This is a genomic window from Pelovirga sp., assembly GCF_059864205.1.
Map to the genome: position 1 here is coordinate 1 of NZ_JCBCBS010000073.1, position 15,046 is coordinate 15,046.

19 protein-coding genes are annotated in these 15,046 nt (G+C 46.7%); 9 read left to right on the plus strand and 10 right to left on the minus strand.

All coding sequences use genetic code 11. From position 1 onward, the window contains the following. The first annotated feature begins 39 nt into the window (after positions 1–39). Positions 40–315 carry a type II toxin-antitoxin system RelE/ParE family toxin gene (locus tag AC6F7T_RS04060; RefSeq protein ID WP_500716715.1) on the plus strand — a complete coding sequence of 92 codons (276 nt, stop codon included), beginning with the start codon at positions 40–42 and terminating at the stop codon, positions 313–315. A 391-nt stretch (positions 316–706) separates the two neighbouring features. Here the strand turns inward: AC6F7T_RS04060 and AC6F7T_RS04065 are convergent, their stop codons facing one another. Both AC6F7T_RS04065 and AC6F7T_RS04070 read right to left on the minus strand, forming a co-directional pair. Next, a complete protein-coding gene (locus AC6F7T_RS04065; RefSeq protein ID WP_500716716.1) occupies positions 707–1,054 on the minus strand; it encodes a tetratricopeptide repeat protein in 348 nt (115 codons plus the stop codon). Between the two features lie 385 nt (positions 1,055–1,439). After that, positions 1,440–1,862 carry a ferritin family protein gene (locus AC6F7T_RS04070; protein WP_500716717.1) on the minus strand — a complete coding sequence of 141 codons (423 nt, stop codon included), beginning with the start codon at positions 1,860–1,862 and terminating at the stop codon, positions 1,440–1,442. A 520-nt stretch (positions 1,863–2,382) separates the two neighbouring features. On the opposite strand from AC6F7T_RS04070, the gene AC6F7T_RS04075 reads away from it, so the two are divergent. Together AC6F7T_RS04075 and AC6F7T_RS04080 are read left to right on the plus strand one after the other, a co-directional pair. Beyond that, positions 2,383–2,676 carry a type II toxin-antitoxin system RelE/ParE family toxin gene (locus AC6F7T_RS04075; RefSeq protein ID WP_500716718.1) on the plus strand — a complete coding sequence of 98 codons (294 nt, stop codon included), beginning with the start codon at positions 2,383–2,385 and terminating at the stop codon, positions 2,674–2,676. Next, positions 2,673–2,951 carry an addiction module antidote protein gene (locus tag AC6F7T_RS04080; protein WP_500716719.1) on the plus strand — a complete coding sequence of 93 codons (279 nt, stop codon included), beginning with the start codon at positions 2,673–2,675 and terminating at the stop codon, positions 2,949–2,951. The genes AC6F7T_RS04075 and AC6F7T_RS04080 overlap by 4 nt, the downstream gene beginning before the upstream one ends. A gap of 411 nt (positions 2,952–3,362) precedes the next feature. On the opposite strand, the gene AC6F7T_RS04085 is transcribed toward AC6F7T_RS04080, so the two are convergent. After that, positions 3,363–4,436, minus strand: a complete 1,074-nt coding sequence (locus AC6F7T_RS04085) for an ADP-ribosylglycohydrolase family protein (protein WP_500716720.1) — start codon at positions 4,434–4,436, stop codon at positions 3,363–3,365. Between the two features lie 82 nt (positions 4,437–4,518). Continuing rightward, positions 4,519–5,142: a glutathione S-transferase N-terminal domain-containing protein gene (locus AC6F7T_RS04090; RefSeq protein ID WP_500716721.1), complete on the minus strand. Its 624-nt coding sequence runs from the start codon at positions 5,140–5,142 to the stop codon at positions 4,519–4,521. Positions 5,143–5,332: 190 nt separating this feature from the next. Here AC6F7T_RS04090 and AC6F7T_RS04095 point away from each other — a divergent pair, with 190 nt between their 5' ends. Both AC6F7T_RS04095 and AC6F7T_RS04100 read left to right on the plus strand, forming a co-directional pair. Further along, the gene (locus AC6F7T_RS04095) at positions 5,333–5,854 is read left to right on the plus strand and encodes a VOC family protein (protein WP_500716722.1); all 522 of its coding nucleotides are present in this window, start codon (positions 5,333–5,335) and stop codon (positions 5,852–5,854) included. A 161-nt stretch (positions 5,855–6,015) separates the two neighbouring features. Continuing rightward, the gene (locus tag AC6F7T_RS04100) at positions 6,016–6,270 is read left to right on the plus strand and encodes a hypothetical protein (RefSeq protein WP_500716723.1); all 255 of its coding nucleotides are present in this window, start codon (positions 6,016–6,018) and stop codon (positions 6,268–6,270) included. 158 nt (positions 6,271–6,428) lie between these two features. On the opposite strand, the gene AC6F7T_RS04105 is transcribed toward AC6F7T_RS04100, so the two are convergent. Both AC6F7T_RS04105 and AC6F7T_RS04110 read right to left on the minus strand, forming a co-directional pair. Further along, on the minus strand, positions 6,429–7,253 hold the full coding sequence (locus tag AC6F7T_RS04105) for a YajG family lipoprotein (RefSeq protein ID WP_500716724.1): 825 nt from the start codon (positions 7,251–7,253) through the stop codon (positions 6,429–6,431). Positions 7,254–7,474: 221 nt separating this feature from the next. Further along, positions 7,475–7,939, minus strand: a complete 465-nt coding sequence (locus tag AC6F7T_RS04110; RefSeq protein ID WP_500716725.1) for a hypothetical protein — start codon at positions 7,937–7,939, stop codon at positions 7,475–7,477. 230 nt (positions 7,940–8,169) lie between these two features. Here AC6F7T_RS04110 and AC6F7T_RS04115 point away from each other — a divergent pair, with 230 nt between their 5' ends. Beyond that, on the plus strand, positions 8,170–8,676 hold the full coding sequence (locus tag AC6F7T_RS04115; protein ID WP_500716726.1) for a hypothetical protein: 507 nt from the start codon (positions 8,170–8,172) through the stop codon (positions 8,674–8,676). Between the two features lie 313 nt (positions 8,677–8,989). Here AC6F7T_RS04115 and AC6F7T_RS04120 read toward each other — a convergent pair whose 3' ends face one another. The 4 genes from AC6F7T_RS04120 to AC6F7T_RS04135 all read right to left on the minus strand — a co-directional run bounded on the left by AC6F7T_RS04120 (position 8,990) and on the right by AC6F7T_RS04135 (position 11,233). Then, positions 8,990–9,316, minus strand: coding sequence for a type II toxin-antitoxin system RelE/ParE family toxin (locus AC6F7T_RS04120; RefSeq protein WP_500716727.1), 327 nt, complete (start codon positions 9,314–9,316; stop codon positions 8,990–8,992). After that, a complete protein-coding gene (locus AC6F7T_RS04125) occupies positions 9,316–9,591 on the minus strand; it encodes a type II toxin-antitoxin system prevent-host-death family antitoxin (RefSeq protein WP_500716728.1) in 276 nt (91 codons plus the stop codon). The genes AC6F7T_RS04120 and AC6F7T_RS04125 overlap by 1 nt, the downstream gene beginning before the upstream one ends. Positions 9,592–9,934: 343 nt before the next feature. After that, positions 9,935–10,243: a YdhR family protein gene (locus AC6F7T_RS04130; protein ID WP_500716729.1), complete on the minus strand. Its 309-nt coding sequence runs from the start codon at positions 10,241–10,243 to the stop codon at positions 9,935–9,937. Positions 10,244–10,516: 273 nt separating this feature from the next. Continuing rightward, entirely contained in the window at positions 10,517–11,233 is a 717-nt protein-coding gene (locus AC6F7T_RS04135; protein ID WP_500716730.1) for a GntR family transcriptional regulator, read from the minus strand. Positions 11,234–11,812: 579 nt separating this feature from the next. Here AC6F7T_RS04135 and AC6F7T_RS04140 point away from each other — a divergent pair. The 3 genes from AC6F7T_RS04140 to AC6F7T_RS04150 form a co-directional block, all read left to right on the plus strand. Then, positions 11,813–13,072, plus strand: coding sequence for an ABC transporter substrate-binding protein (locus AC6F7T_RS04140; RefSeq protein WP_500716731.1), 1,260 nt, complete (start codon positions 11,813–11,815; stop codon positions 13,070–13,072). Between the two features lie 65 nt (positions 13,073–13,137). Then, a complete protein-coding gene (locus AC6F7T_RS04145; RefSeq protein WP_500716732.1) occupies positions 13,138–14,010 on the plus strand; it encodes an ABC transporter permease subunit in 873 nt (290 codons plus the stop codon). Between the two features lie 104 nt (positions 14,011–14,114). Continuing rightward, positions 14,115–15,046 (plus strand): ABC transporter permease subunit (locus tag AC6F7T_RS04150; protein WP_500716733.1); only part of this gene is annotated, 932 nt, incomplete at its 3' end.

Below are 15,046 nucleotides of genomic sequence, written 5' to 3' on the forward strand. Positions count from 1 at the left end.
TAGTCTTGACACAGACAAACCGATGGATGTGCCTCGCTGATGGAATTAAAATGGACAAGCAAAGCCCTATCCGACTTGGCGCGACTCTATGATTTTTTGACGCCAGTAGACCAACGTGCTGCGGCACGAACAGTACAAAAACTAACGGCTGCGCCAGTAAAATTTCTGACAAATCCTCGTATCGGAGAACGGCTCGACGAATTTGATCCACGCGAGGTCCGGCGAATTCTTGTTGGTCACTATGAGATGCGTTACGAAATCCAGCAGTCTATTGTTTACGTGCTGCGAATATGGCATACCCGCGAGAAAAGATAACAGCCCTGATGGCAAAACAAGAAAACCCCAGCGTAAAAGGGGCCTTTCTTTGGTTGCTGCTTCTTGTCATGCAGCGCTTGTTGAACACGGAACGCCCCCGGTCACCAGATCGAGGGCGTTTCTCGTAGGCCAGGGTTTGTGGGAAATAACCATTCAGGCAAATTTCAACCATCAAAATAAGGCAAGATGATTTATGAGACGCGACCTCCTTCTACTAAACCGAGTAGCGTGGACCTGAGTCCTTATTATCAATCCCTGACCTGATTAGCACCAATTTTCCGCTGGCAATCGATACAGAATTTAAGCAACGGAAGATCAATAGGTTGCGGGTTCGGTGCCTCTCTTGAAAATGACAATTGCATGGAAATCTACACCTAGAGGAAGATCAGTGCTAATCAGGCATTCTATTGAGAGGCTGGCTCCTTTCAATATTGTAAAACACCGGTGTCTTACGTAAGCCGATTTCTTTCAGCTCTTCAATAATTTCAGAATTTCGCCCATGCTTTAGGCCCGCTCGAAAAATTTTAATAGCTTGGGTTTTCTGATCAGACAATAACAACAGGCGCCCAAGAATCAAATAATGTCGCGGGTCATATGGATCCTGCTGGATAGTATCGCGATATAAAGCAATAGCATCTAGAATTCGGCCCTGCCCTTGAGCCATGCAATAGGCACGATAAGAGATGACAATCGGTACGTCGGCGAACTCTGGGACTTGGTCGATATACAATAGGGCCAAGTCATAAGACCCAGAATCTATTGCCTCAGTAATTTGCTTCAAAACTGCGGCAATTGTTGTTTCGCTTATGCTCGAAAACTAGCAAATGCCCACCAGTTAAGTAAAGACAATATGCGTTCCGGCGGCAGACCATCAAAAATATCAGCTGCTAAGAACATATGACGTTCTCTTTTGTGGCCCATACAACAACCGATCATTGAAGATAAATCAGGGTTCAGTAATGCCAACCTAAAATTGACCAGCAATATCCAGGGTGGGGTCGCTTAGTCCCCTATGGCATTATTGAGGCGCTGACATCTACTCAACAACAGACCTCACTTCTTCTATTGCACACTGGGGATATTACTACTCCAGCCTTTGTACAGTTGGGGAGCAAAAGCAAAGTCTACAAATTTTCCAGGATCATATAATGCTTATGCTCTTCTTCAGCAATTTTAAGTAGTAGTTTTTTTGTCTCGGGATCGTTCTGATTGGCTGCATCCTCACCATAAAACTTGCTACCCTTGGTCTCCATATCCAGGGCAAGCTTATAGGCACCCAAATCTGTTTTCGGTATGAACGACTCTCCTGATAAGACAAAAGAATCAAAAATCGTCTTGGCATCGTCCAGTAGGGTGGTTGATGGCATCATGACGCCTTTGTCGGCGCCTTTAAGACTCAGAAAAACATCTTTATGTTTTTGTTCGTCCTGTGAAAGGCGGAGAAATATTTTCTTCTTCAGTCGGGGATCATGACTCTCTTCTGAGAGTTTTTGATAGAAAGCCTCACCGTCAACTTCCATTTTGATGGCAAAATCAAAAATGTTCATACTTGGCTCCTATGTTAGATTTTATTCATCCCATAAGAACTGACACTTGCTGGTATTTTTTCTGTTTATATTTGACCAAATAGGTAATTATTTAAAAATCTTAGCTCATGCCTGTCATTGTATCAAATCACTGCCGGCAGGCATTCTCTGTTTTCTCCCTGCAAGCAACTCAAAATTATTGAGAAAACGAACCTGACAATTTGCCTATCCCTGTGGCTCAGCGGATCAGCAGACTTAGTCCGACCTTCTTTTTGTTCACGAGATTAAGCACATGAACATCCCGCCTAGCTACCCGGTCGGAATGTTCTGGTAATAGAAGACAAGTCGGACAATTTTCCTTTGGAATTTTGAATTTCATCTGTCGTGCCCTTGGATAGGCCGAAACCTCCAAAACCGGCGAAGATTTGCTTTTGTGCCTCAGTCATTATAAGTGAACAAGAAATGCCAAGGAAGTGGCGTGAGCGCAGTGGTGTTGAGCACAGTGGTTGACTTGATGTCGTTTTAATGCGACAATTTGCTTATGCGTTATCACATTGAAACGACCGAGATCTTCGACACATGGCTGGTCAAACTCAAAGACAAGAGCGCAGCCACTCGCATTTTGTCACGAATATACCGTTTTGAGCAGGGCAATATGGGAGATATTAAAACGATTGCCCCTAACCTGTTTGAAGCACGGCTGTTCTTCGGTCCCGGATATCGGCTTTACTACACTATCCGAGAAGATGTCATCGTTTTGTTGCTCTGTGGCGGCGACAAATCAAGTCAGGGTAGTGATATTGAAAAAGCCAAGGAGCTCTTGGAGGAATCATGACTATAAAAACAAAACCATTTGACGCAAGCGAATATTTAGATAACCCAGAAATGATCCAAGAATACATACAAGTCATGCTGGAAGAAAATGGCATCGAAGGCTTTCAGCGTGCTCTTGGTGATGTTGCCAAAGCTCAAGGCATGAGCGAAATTTCCCGTAAAACCAATTTGAGCCGTCAAAATTTGTACAAAGCTTTGACTCCAGGCAGCTCGCCAAAATTTGATACAATCAAAAAAGTTGTCGAGGCTATCGGATGCAAACTCAGTGTTTCCTGATATCGCTTCCCATTGGCGTAATATTGATTATGCCGTGCCGAGCTCGATAGGGCGCTTGACGACTAAACCGTAAGTGAAGCTGTAACGTTGCCAAAGGGAAGCGTGACGACTTTATGCTACCCTTCCCGATCCACCACCCTACAGAGCAGCAAGCGCCCACGGATACCAAATCGTGGGCTTTTCTTATGATGCAGGGTTTTCAGTAACAACTGATCTACAACACCTACTGCTCCAGATGTCAATATGAAGCAACTTGCGAGACGTTCGCACCAAGTCAGTGCTTATGAGCTATAACCACACTCGATCACCGTTCGACAAGTCGATACTCGCAGGTAATAGATTTGCTGTAAGCCCAAAAATAGTCGCCCGGGTTTTCTCAGCAGCGGAGTTGCAGCCCAAGAAACAGAGGTCTCAAATCATATTAGCAATTCGGCTTGCCAGGTCGGAGAGTTGCTCCGAATTTTCCAACCCATCCAATAACCGTTGCGGAATAGCCGAACAACCAACTTGGGCACCGGTCAATGCCCCCGTTAAAATAGCTCGGGCCTGATTCTGTCCACCACCATTGACCGCATGCAGCACTGCCGACTCGAAATCATTTTGAAAACGGGCAGCCAGATAGTAAGCTGCCGGCAGTTGATGGTAGATGGCGCACGGCATACCGTAGACAATTGAAACCTTCCAGGCCGGCTCAATGCGTATCTCCGGGTCGACGGCGGCGGCAGCCATGTAAGACGGAGACAACAGCGCATCGGGGGAAGCGAAACGGCCGACGCGTGGCGGATCCGGATCGCCCGGCTTTGGCGGTTGCAGATTGTCACTGGTGACCGCATGGAAGGGGAGCTGCCCTTTTTTAACCAGTCTCATCAGCTTATTTGACAGCTCCGCATCCAGTTTGTGCCCCTGTACTAACAGGCTCAGTACGACTCCGTAGGCGACCGTCATCGAAACGACCGTGTCATCGACCTGAGTCAACAGAGTGTTGCTGGTTATTGCTGCTGCAAGCTGCTCGGGTTGTACTGCATAGCGTACCGCGATCGCCAGGGTACGTTCGATTGCTTCGGTGGTGTCGGCATGCCCGCCGGTCTGGCTCCAGGGCAACCTCTGCTGAACACGACGTCTCCAGGCTTCACGGATCGATTGACTGGTGTACCCCCCGGGCCCGATCATCGGAGTGCCGTCGAGCTGAGGGAACAGTTCAGTTTCCAGTCGATGGCAGAAATCTGTTTCGTCGTATTCTTCCTGATCGGCCAAAGATTGCATCATCATCTTTAGCAGATAGCCTGACTGCGAGAGTTGCCCGGCCTTCAAACCAGCATGATAACGATCTGGTTGCGGATCGGTATAATCGCTGATCCATTCACCGTAGTCGCGTCTTTGCTCTTCGAGGTTGTAGTACCAGTGCGGTCCAAGAGCTAGGGCATCTCCGATCAGTGCGCCCATCAGGGCACCCGTTGCACGGTCCTGCAAAGTCGAGTTTGCCATGGTCAGTCCCCTGTCCTTACTCAGTCGATATTTGGCTGGTGAAAAGAATAGAGAGCATCGACATTGTGCCGTCATCAGAACTCTATACAGTTTTTTTGAAATCAATCTGCTCTTTTTCGTAGGCGGCTTTAAATTCCGGCAGGGACGCAACATCGGCGATAAAACGTTTGACGTTTTCCCCCAGCTCAATTTTTGTTTCAGCAAAACCAGCATTCCAGCTGGAATATACAGCTGCCATATAATCGACATGGGTCGGTTTGTCACCCATAATAAACTTCCTGGTTTCGAGCCGCTTGTCTAGAATCGCCCACAAACTGGAAACGGTATCTGCAAGCTGTTGCAGTGTTTCTGCCTTAATCTCATCACTGAGTTTGATTTTGAAGGCAATGGCGAACATTCTGCCGTAGGCCGGGTGCAAGGTCGAATAATCAAAATGCAACCACTGATAAAATTCTGATCGGGCCTCGATATCTGTTGGCAGCATGTCATTGTCATGCTTTTCAAGCAGATAAAGCGCGATAGCAGCCCCCTCAGTAATAATCCGTCCTTCTTCCGTTTTTAAAGCAGGGACCTGATTGGTTGGAACCATCTCCTGATAGTCAGGAACATCATTTCTCTTGATCAGTTGGTAGTGAACCCCGAGCCTTTCCAGCAAGACTGCAATTCCGGTCGAACAGCTCCCTGGGAGGGTGTAAAGCGTATACATAATTATTCTTCCTTTCAGAAAAGATTTATCAGAGGTACGACATCTCTCATTTTAACTCTAATTGCAATCCAAAGGGCAACCCGTCATCTTAACTTCTCCTGGGAAATCTGTTCCTGTTCATGGCGCTCTTCTTGATTATAATGGACCCACACGGGCATTTGCTGGATACCTCAGGAGAAGGGATCTCAAAATGGCATTTACAACCGATAACGACAAGCGACCAACGACTACTGTTCCGATTGACCCTGATGTCATTATCGGCCATGTTCACCTTAAGGTCGCGGACTTGGAGCGTTCACTGAATTTTTATTGCGGTGTGCTGGGTTTTAAGCTGACGCAGCGCTTGGGAAAGGAAGCCGCCTTTGTTGCCGCAGGAAATTATCATCACCATTTGGGCTTGAATACTTGGGAGAGTGAAGGCGGTGAGCCTCCCCCACAGGGGACTACAGGGCTCTACCACGTGGCGCTTCGATACCCAACACAGGCGGCACTTGCCGATGCTCTTAAACGTCTGGAAGCTGCTTCCATAGTTCTTGATGGTGCTAGCGATCACGGCGTCAGTGAAGCACTTTATCTTCGTGACCCTGATGGGAATGGCCTAGAATTATACTGGGATCGTCCGCGTGAACTGTGGCCAAAAGACGTTAAAGGTGAGCTGCAGATGGTGACCCGCCCACTTGACTTAAACGAAATGCGACGCTTCGATAGGTGAAATTTTTATTTCTCAAGCAACAGGCCAAGTGAGATGATGGTTCATCTGAGGTGCTTTTCACTGAATCTGAATGTAAGATAAATTATGAGAAGGTTTTGAAGTTGTTGTGTTATCTTTTGGAAGTTAATGGACGCATTTCCTAAATGTCGAGGTCATTGATAATGAACGAGGAACCAAAACTCATAAAATCGCCGTTATCTCAACCCATCACCAGTGGTGGCAACACGGTGAGCGTTGAAATATACCGACTAGAAAATGAGACGTCATGGACTCTGGAGATCGAAGACAAATACGGTAATTCATCAGTCTGGAACGAAACATTTAATACCGATTCAGAGGCTCTTGTCGAAGCCAAAAGAACCATTCTAGCCGAAGGGATCAACTCTCTTATTTGTCCAGAAGATGGAAAAAGTTAAGGTGATTGGAAGTAAGCACAGAAGCAACTATTTTTTTTGCTCTGGAGGGGCGGATCCTTAAGCATCAGTATTTTTAACACTGTGAATAAATTATTAAAAACAGGATTTGATGTTATTTCTAAAAATTGATTGCCATCATGTCCCTTTTTTTGTGTTAGTTATTTTTCGCGGAGATTTAAGAATTCGGTATCTGAAGCCATCTGTTTCTGCATGTCCTCAAGGCAGGTACTCATGACTTGGTCGAAGTCCTTCAGGGTAGGGCCGAAGAATGTATTTACTACCTGGTACGCTTGATAACGGCGTGCAAGCTGATCCGCGGAAGACGACAAAGAACGTACAGTCAGGGTGACATCCAGTGATCCGATGGCGTTCCACGTTGCAGGGTTCCATTCCGTCCTCACACCGAATTCCGTCAGGTCACCACTGATAGTGACCTCAGCGTCCTGGTCGACCAAATGATGTCCTGCGGCTTCCAGCTGAGAAATTACCGCTGAACGTACCAAATCGACGGGTCGGCGAAAGGTTATGACATCGGCAACGATTACCCCGAAGGCTGCGGTTTTATGACCGATAAGGGCATGTGAAGATGGATCGTCTTTGAGGTAACTAAATTTTCCCACTTGAAATCGAACCGGACTAACGGGTGGATCGACCCTGGATGCCTCGGGTGCGGGGGAGATGAAGAAAGTCTCGCGATTCAGGCTGGTTGTCTTCGTCATGTCAGGTGGAGTCCATTGATCAATCTGGGCCTGTGCTGTTTTCAAGAAACTGCCGATTTTTTCAAGACGGTTTAGCACCCCATTCTCATCAAATTCAATCATAAAGAGGTAGTCTTTGGGGATGGGCCCTCCAGCCCCTGAATAATAGGCTCCAACAAACCAATATCCGTGGCTGACTGACCAGTGATAGATCATGATGCGGTCCTGATTCAGGATCAAGTCTGGTTCACCAAATCGTAGCAGGATTTCTTCACGAGTGGTCATGCCTAGCTCCAGAAAGAGCATGTCGGCTTCATTGATTTGTCCCCGGCCTTCCAGCAGGGTATGTTCGGGGGTCGGAATAACCAGGCATCCGGTCAAAAAGAGACTAATAAGACAGGTGATAATCAGATGTCGGGAACGACTACGCCCTTTTGGTATTCTGCTGCTGAATACCGATCCTTGGAGCATTAAGTCCAGGTGATTAGCTGCAAGATGAGATGAGTTCATTGGGCCGTTACCAGGCTGTGTTGTTGCAATACACCGTTATCCCCAAAAACCAGAACAAGGCTCATTGTTCCTTTACTCCATGCTCTAAATCCGGAGGCGGTATTCCATTTTGGTGCAACCAAATGTAATTTTCCGTTTTCATCGGTTTTTAACTGGTACATGAGGATCCTATCCCCCTCAATTTGTGCAGAGGGAATTCCCAGTCTCATTACAACTGTTTCTCGTGTTGTGACACCATTACGAACAAATCCAAGCAGGTCGGAGTTAAGGAGAAGTTGGGGGTCGGTAGGTTGAAGCGACGGTGTCGCACAACCGGTTGTCAGGAAAATTATGGCGATGACAATAAGCATGTGCCAGCTGCGCCAAGGCAATCCTCTGCTGTGGCCGTTGTCTTTGTTTAGATTGACATTGCACTCTGGAGAAATGCGGTTTCCTCCCCATAACAGACTGAAAAGCATCATGGTGTCTCCATAGTTAAAGATTAGATGTTGAGTGCCAGTATTTTGAACTCTCAAGGGGAATTTCAGGGGTTCCTCTCCCTTGAATTGCTGCGCCGCCATAACCAGGGACATATCGATGTGCTGACCTTTAACATTTAATCACCGGAGCAACATGATGAACATTTCCCTGATATATTTCAAATATAAAGAGAAGGTCTCGATTTCGCTAACCATCTATTGAGCAGAAATCCATGAAACGAGCACTGTCCATCTCAATGCTGTTAGCCTGCTTGATCGTTGGTTGTTCCTCGAATCCACGCTTCATGACTCCGATGATAGCACCTGTATTGAACGACGCGCATCTTGACATTCCGATCAGAGAAGTCAGCGCGTACACCTATTGGAGCGTGAACTTTGGACACGGGTTGGCGGTCGAAGTGAAGGCGATGCGAGTCTCCGGAGAATATTTGCGCGATCTTGAGCTTGAATTGAGTGGCGCATCCAAAGTGTTAAAAGCCCTTGCGAATAGTGAATTTGCTGGAAGATGGGAATTCATCAGTGTGCTATTTTTCAACAACTATGGACAACTCCCGCCGGGATCACGGGATGTGGTTGGTGTCGCCAGAGTTATTGTCGAAAGAGACACGCTATTGATGCTCTTAGAGAAAGGGGCCCCTTCTGAAGAGTATCAGAAACATTGGGTGTTTATACATGGCTACAAGGAACAACCTGATTCAGAAAAGTTGCTCGAATGGTGAAGTGAAAAAACAGAAACCCCTCCCGCGGCTGTAGGTGCCAACACTTGCACTTACACTTTCCGACACTTCAGTTTTAGCGTTGATGGGGAAACAGCTTGTCCGACAAATCACCATCTTTCATACAGAAAAAGCTCTCATTCTCCGTACTGAACGCTTTTTCTGCAATGCACCATATTTGGGACGCGTTGCAGGGGATGAAGAATGCCGGTATTCATCCAGGCCCCTCTGGGATAGCACCAAGGGATGTGTTGTCGTAACCCTTGGCAAAGGAAATGGGATTTAAAAAGTCGGGCCAGCGGCATAGAGGAAGAATTTACGCTTCCAATAACCGCCGTTGCAAAAGGGATTGCATGTCGCGGCGGCCATCGACAATCAGAAAAACATAGACGTTCTTACTCAAAACTCTGTAGATGATGCGGTAGGGTTTGAAGAAAATCTCACGGTAATCGCGGATCCCAAGTGCCAACAACTCCTTAGGAAAAGTACCTCTCTCTGGAAATTCAGAAAGGCCTGTGAAGATTGTTTCTATCTTGTCTAGGACATCGTTCGCTTTCTCTGGCGCGTCGTGCAGAGAGATATATTCGTAAAGCTCCTCAAGGTCACGTGTTGCGTCATTGGTCAAAAGAACGTTGAACGGCATCAGCTGGCCTGCCGTCCTTCGCGGAGACGTTTGATCACGTCGGTCACAGGCTGAACCTTGCCTTCCTCGATTTGTCGGTTACCAAGCGCCAAGATTTTCAAAAGCGCCATAGTCTCCTGGGTCTGTTCATAGCTTTCGATATCCTGCATGACGACCTTGGCTTCGCCGTTCTGAGTGATGATGAGCGGTTCTCGTTGCTCGCCAAAATTCCGCACGATTTCGGCAGCATGAGCCTTCAGATAGCTGATTGGCTTGATCTGACTGGAAAGTTTCATGGTGTGCCCCCCTTTCTCAGGCATGACTGAATATAGTCCTCAAACAGGTCAACTGTCAACATTGAAGACAAAGTTACTTCATGGTTCATACGGCTTTCTCCCAGCTCGATTCTCGAATCCGAGGACATGTAGGAAAAGTGGGTTGAACACGGGATATGTCATCAAATTGAATGCAAGACAAAACGAAAGAACACTATAGTCCAAAGAGGACAATGGTTGAATGCTTGTCCGAAGTCGGAGAGCGTTGGGGGAAATTATGCGTATCCGCACTGTTTCTTTCTGTCGGCGGTTCGCCTGGCGCTTCTTACCGGAAAAACCCCTCGGCCCCCCGGCAGGCGCCGATTCAGGCTTGGATTTCGCCCGTGAGGTTGTCAACCGTAACAGGGTTAGCGAAATATACCAGGCAAGGGTCTGCGCCGTACTTCCCTCGGACCAGCTCTTTCCAGCTGTCGGTGAAAAGAGCCTCCGCATCCTCTCGCGAGGTCCAGCAGTAAATCCCCCCTGCGGTCTTGCCGTCCTCGGACAGCAGGTAATGCTTGCGCACCAAGCCGGGTTGATTGCGATAATTAGGAGCACTGGCGAGGAACGTCTGGCGGGCTTCCTCCAAGGACATCGGAGTTGGCAATGCGAATTTGACGATGACGACAACCATTTGGAATTCCTTATTTCTCTTGAACTTCAATGATCAATTGACAGCAGGTGCAACCGCTCACGAGCAGGAGGAATCCTGAGCGTTTTGGCCCGATTTTCTTTACCCAGTGTCCCCCTTTCCATGCTCGCTGTTCTATAACAAAGTTGGCTGACCCAAGCAAAAAAACTACACTGAGAAACAGGGCTGTACAGCCTGAAGCTACCCTATTTAGGGGAGATCAGGGAATCGATTAAATGAAAAAAATTATAGTTTTTACTTCGCCATACTAATACGTTATCGTTTTAGCATCAATCGTGCTGCAGCGCTTTTGAGGTGTTTTTCTGCCGCTTCTTTAGCTTTGTCTACATTTTTTTTTTCAATGGCATCATAAATAGCTTCGTGCTCATTAATAACGTCCATATCCAAGCTTTTAAAGCTGGCTGTATTTTTTCGCGCAATCCGAATAGCGTGACGGATATTATCTTCAAGATAAGAGGCCAGAGACACAAAGTAGTGGTTATTGGATGCATTAACTATTTCAGCGTGGAAAGAAAGATCTTCTTCACTGCCTAGTTGGCCATTTGATATGGTAAATTTAAGGTCGTCCAAAGCCTTCCTCATCCGAAGAAGTTGCTGTTTCGTTCTGTTTTGCGCTGCCAATCCGGTATAATACACCTCAAAAGCCAGCAACAGCTCCAGAATTTTTAAAACTTCCTTTTTGTCTCTAAGGTTTGGGATGTCTAGCTTGAGTGTTGACTTGAAGCCTTCTTCACTCACAAAAACACCGCGACCCTGTTGCGGAATGACCAACCCTTGTTGCTTGAGCTGTGAAATCGCTTCACGAAGAACAGGCCGACTGACCCCGTATGTCTCGCATAATGCCGTTTCCGTAGGAAGGCGCTCTCCAGGCTCGTACTTACCTTCTTTAATAGCCTCGATGAGCATACGTGCGACCTCATCGGTCAGTGTGGGAGGTCGCTTGACATGTGTGTTCGAGGTTGACAGATTCATGTTTAATACCCCCAAGGCTTAATAATTTATTGACTTTATATCATGATTTGGTTGTCAGATGAATATAGTGTTTTTTGCTATAATTATATTATTTCAAAAAAATCTCTTGTAGATTAGATATGAAGGTGTTTGTTTTTTTTTCGCTACCCAGATGGAGCTAGGATTTCTTTCCGGTTCGTCATTTCTACAAAAATATATCTTCTTGCACATTCAGTTTTGCCTGTTCTGAATCCAGTTCAGAACTTCGTTTTTTAGAAATATGATCCACCTTTATGCGGGCTTTTTGCTCTTTGTGGTTTTTTGGCTATCCTAGATTTACTCGTCTCTTGAACATTGTTGATAAGACAATTTTGGGCATGCTTGCCCATCTTTTTATAAGTTTTTGATTTAGTGTTTGACTTCAATAAAACATTGTTGTATTACTTTTTTTAAAAATTCATCATATGATATGTTGACATAACGATAATACATAATAGTTTACCAAATGGTTTGGCATTGAGCAGGAATTTGATATTGGCGTTCTCCGGTCAAATAGTGAATGCCTTTGTTAGTTAACCTCTATTAGAAAAGGAGCGTCGTATGTCTCAGTCGGCAAGAAAGAGAGAGAGTGTAGGTTTGTTGGGTCGTGTCGGGCTTTGTTTCGGGGTTGCCCTTTTGCTCACGACCCTGACTGTGGTGAGTGCTTGGGCTAACAACATCAGGATAGGTGCTCTTTATCCGTTCAGCGGCGGTCTTGTTGTTCTTGGCGAGGAGAGTTTCCGTGGATTGGAACTGGCAGTTGAAGAGAGAAACGCCGCAGGGGGCATTCATGGCAAGCAGATCCAAATTTATAAAGGTGATGCTGTAGATTCGAACGCTGCGATCGGAGAGGCAAGGCGCCTTATTTCAGTTAATCAGGTCGAAGCTATTTTTGGAACCTATTCATCGTCACTCGCTTTTGCCGCCAGCCAGGTGGCCGAGCTCGCAGGAGTCCCATATTTTGAGCTTGGAGCAATTTCAGATCCGATCACTGAACGAGGATTTAAATATGTTTTTCGCTCAAACCCTACATCCAGAGGGTTTGCAGTAGCTTCAGTTGATGCCATCATTGATGCAATAGCCCCTGCTCTTGGGGTTAACCCCAAGGACCTGAGAGTTGCCATCATACACGAGGATAGTTTGTATGGCACTACGGTCGGTGGGTTTCAGGCAACCCGCGCTAAAGAAAAGGGACTCAATGTTGTCGAAGTTTTGCCCTACGCAGCCAACTCCGTAGATTTGTCATCGTTAATACTAAGGCTAAGAGGTGCGAAGGCTGACATCGTTCTGCAAACTTCCTACCAGAACGATACGGTGCTGTTCTTCCGTCAGGCAAAAGAAGCTCGTTATATGCCTAAGGCTGCCATAGGCGCAGGCGGCGGCTACTCGATGAGAGATACAGTTGAGGCCCTCGGCGCAGAAAACATTGAGGGGGCCCTCAATGTCGATTTTACCCAATATAGAACTAATCCAAAGGCGGCTCCGGGGATTGACACTTATCCCGAAATGTATCGTAAGAAGTACGGTGAGTCTCCCCGTTCAGGACACAGCTTGGCCAATTATTTCGGCGCTAGAATCTTCTTCGATGCAATCGATAGCGCAGGGTCCATGGACAAGGATGCTATCCGTGCCGCCGTTATGAAGGTTGATGTTGAGCCTGGGACGACCCCAACCGGTTGGGGGGCGAAATTCGGCGAGGATGGCCAAAACACCCGCGCTAAGGTCTTCCTGATGCAGTGGCAAGGTGGCGATCTGGTTACCGTGTACCCTCCTGAAGCTGCCGTTGCCGAAATGAAAACAGGTATAGGTCAGAGCAAGTAAGGCTACAGGGCTTTTGCTGGGAGAGAAGTTTTCTCTCCCAGCAATTTTTTTGATCGGGACGAGCAATGGATATCTTTATACAGCTCCTCATAAACGGCCTCCTGCTTGGCGGTATGTATGCCATCATCAGTATTGGGCTTACACTCATCTTCGGCGTGATTCGGGTTGTAAACTTTGCTCATGGCGAGTTGCTGATGGTGGCAATGTATCTTGTTTATCTGTTTACCAAGCATATGGGAATGCATCCATATGTTGCTGCCGGGCCAGCAATCGTCATCCTTTTTATCGCCGGTATGGCGATTCAGCGCTTTATCATACAACCCCTGTTGAATTCTGATCCGGAGATTCAAATTTTTGCGACTGTCGGGTTGTCAACAGCGCTAATGAATTTGGCTTTGCTAGTTTTTGGGGCGAACATGTTTTCCGTCAGTGCTCCGGCTTTAAGGCGCTCTCTCTTTATTGGCGATATCAGTATTCTAATTGCCAATATCGTTATGTTTGTAACCTCGATAGTTTTGGTAATTTTACTGCACTTTTTCCTGTCGAGAACATATTTCGGCAAGGCAATTCGGGCAACTTCACAAAATCGTTATGCCGCTCCATTGATGGGGATAAATGTTAACAGAGTTTACATCATGACTTTCGGCATAGGTTCTGCCTGTGTTGCGCTCGCAGCTGCTTTGGTTATGCCGATATATACTGTTTTTCCAACCATCGGAACCTACTTCGTTCTGACAGCATTCGTTATTGTTGTCCTTGGCGGAATGGGGAGTATTTTTGGCGCTTTTACCGGAGCCATGATCATTGGAGTTATCGACTCCATGAGCGGTTACTACATTGCCCCGGATCTCAAAGAGGTCGTTTATTTCGCAATCTTTATAGCGATACTGATTTTTCGACCAACTGGCTTGTTCGGTTTGGGGAAAGATTCAGAGTAACAGACCGACCCGCAGCTTTCTTGTTTGTGTTGAGTCGTTTCAATAATTATTGCTTGAGATTGGAGACTTACAGCATGAGATGGATTTGTGAGCCCAGAATATATATGAGCATCGCTGGGATGTCGTTGCTCTTGTTAATCCCGGTCTCGGTCGGTTCGCCTTTCATTTATCACGTTTTCGTTACTATATGTCTATATGGTGCCCTTGCCACTGCGTGGAACATTGTTGGCGGATATGCCGGCCAATTGTCTCTCGGCCACGCAACTTTTTACGGAATTGGTGGCTATACTGCGGTCTTGCTGATGAGTCATTTCGGACTGTCCCCTTGGTTGGGAATGATTGCAGGAGCCGTTTTCGCCGCAACAGTAGGAGTCGCTATCAGCTATCCCTGCTTTCGCTTAAGGGGTCCCTTTTTTGCCTTGGGAACTATTGCCTTTCTGGAAGTTTTTCGGCTGATGGCAATCCATCAGAGTGGTTTAACTGGAGGAGCCTCGGGACTTGTTGTGCCACTGAAAATCGGATGGGGTTGGATGATTTTCAGGGAGAAGTTTCCTTATCTGTTAATTGCATTTGGTTTTCTTGTCCTGCTGATGTTGATATCTTATGCGATCAAAAGATCCAGGTTCGGGTATTTTCTCATTGCCGTTCGGGAGCGCGAGGATGCTGCCATGGCTTTAGGGATCAACCCGGTTAAAATGAAGATATATGCCGTCGCTCTCTCTAGTGGATTGACCTCAATGATTGGCTCATTTCACGCGACCTATACAACGTTTCTAGAACCTTCATCGATGTTTTCTCTAGCATTTTCTATCCAAATTGCCATGTTTGCTCTGATCGGCGGTCTGGGAACTGTAGCCGGACCCCTTGCTGGTACCTTGCTGGTTGTCCCCATTACCGAATTGGTACGTGGTTGGCTGGGCGGCGCAGCATCGGGACTACATGGGTTTATTTATGGTGTGGTTCTGGTGCTGGTTGTTTTAACCTTGCCAGCCGGAATTGTAGGCCGGTTCGGCGAACCGATTGGACGGTTTATTGG